The following is a 1,614-nucleotide window of genomic DNA, read 5'->3' on the forward strand; positions in this document are numbered from 1 at the left end:
CCTCTCATGCAATTATTACTAGACTCAATACGAATGAATCCTTTTAGGTCTCTACTAGTACAAAGCAGGCGCATTGCCCACGAAGGGAGAGTTTATCTTCAGATTTTTTCTACAGATATACGCAGAGAATCACCATCTATTGATTCGATGGGAAAATTGTTTGATGATTTCCTTAACAGATTACAAGATGTAGAACATCATATTTTCTTTGAAGAGATTCACCAAACTTTGATCTCTCAATACACAAATAAGCATATTCCTCTAGACAAACTTCTTGAACAAACTCTGCGTGAAAACCTAGCTGTTTATTCTTATTCCAATAAGAAAAAAAGTCTTGCTACACTGTCCGAAAACATGACGCCACGCTCCTTCCAAGCTTACTTAGAAGAGGTACAGCCTCACACTTTGTCAATAATATTAAAAAACTCGGTGCAAACTACACATGTTTCAAGAAAATAGTGAGTCTACCTCAAGATGGGGGCCCCCGCTTATCAAACTATTTCACACACACCAACTCCTTAAAGAAGAAGAGGTAGAGTCAGAGATAGGATCTATTGAAGAGGGAGAATTGGAAAATGAATGGAATGAGCAGTTTTTACGCGATCTTTGTCGTTACTTGAACTCAAGAAAGAAACGAATCACTCTGAGATGAGCATTTCATATTAGAAAAAACTTCATAAATGTCTTCAATTGCTTCCAGAGAGTCTATTATTTTATGATTCAAAGTCTCATGTTCCTGAGAGCATTCCACCTCGGAATTAGGCACCCAAGTCAAATCAAAGCTAGAAAGATGCGCTCCTTTATCTATTAAGTATTCAACGAAAAAACCTAATTGATCTGGAGGAACGATCACTAGAATTGAGTTTTCCTCTTCAAGAACATCTTCTGCTCCGCGCTCTGACATGAGAAGAAAAATCTCATCAAAATCTATTCCTTCTCTAGACAATACAATGAGACCTTTGCGAGAGAAGTTGAATAAAACGGAATTCGGAGACGCTAAAGTACCTCCTTTAGAAGAGAGCGTCCCCCTAACGAAAGAAGCAGCTCTATTTCTATTTTCAGTTGAACAGCAACAAACTATACCTACCCCGCCATAACCATAGACTTCATAGGAGACATCATACATCTCTATATTAGAGTCTTCTGCTCGTTTAAGACTTCTTTGGACCGTCTCATTTGGCACATTAGCTGTACGAGCTTTGTGTAATGCTAGCCTCAATCGAGAATTAGATTTTGGATCAGTACCACCTTGACGAACGGCTGAATAGATCTCTTTTAAAATTTTAGAAAAGAGCTTTCCTTTCTTGGCATCTGATCTTGATTTACGATGTTTAATATTAGCCCATTTACTATGACCGGCCATTATCTTATACCTTGTTCCCGCCAAACTGTTTGAGATATTCCTCAATGAAAGGATCTAATTCCCCATCGAGAATTGCTTGTACATTTTCCATTCCCCACACTTCATACTGTGTTCTCTTATCTTTCACGGCCGAATAAGGTTGTAAAACATAGGAACGAATTTGACTTCCCCATCCAATTTCCTTTTTTTCTGGTGAAAGAGCCGCAAGAGCTTTTTCTCTCTCTGCCATTCTTACCTGGTATAATTTTGAA

General features: G+C 38.2%; 3 protein-coding genes and 1 pseudogene. 2 read left to right on the top strand and 2 right to left on the bottom strand.

The window, feature by feature from the left end; genetic code table 11:
- Both GCCT14_RS04790 and GCCT14_RS04795 read left to right on the top strand, forming a co-directional pair.
- A partial coding sequence (locus GCCT14_RS04790) for a hypothetical protein (protein WP_157952637.1) occupies window positions 1-459 on the top strand: 459 nt, incomplete at its 5' end.
- Window positions 443-652: a hypothetical protein gene (locus tag GCCT14_RS04795; RefSeq protein ID WP_108624435.1), complete on the top strand. Its 210-nt coding sequence runs from the start codon at window positions 443-445 to the stop codon at window positions 650-652. The genes GCCT14_RS04790 and GCCT14_RS04795, both read left to right, overlap by 17 nt.
- On the opposite strand, the gene GCCT14_RS04800 is transcribed toward GCCT14_RS04795, so the two are convergent.
- The gene (locus GCCT14_RS04800) at window positions 623-1,363 is read right to left on the bottom strand and encodes a YebC/PmpR family DNA-binding transcriptional regulator (RefSeq protein WP_108624436.1); all 741 of its coding nucleotides are present in this window, start codon (window positions 1,361-1,363) and stop codon (window positions 623-625) included. The genes GCCT14_RS04795 and GCCT14_RS04800 overlap by 30 nt on opposite strands.
- 4 nt (window positions 1,364-1,367) lie before the next feature.
- Window positions 1,368-1,614, bottom strand: a pseudogene (gene prfB, locus GCCT14_RS04805) (peptide chain release factor 2); the annotation flags it as partial.

The organism is Candidatus Similichlamydia epinepheli (genome assembly GCF_003056015.1).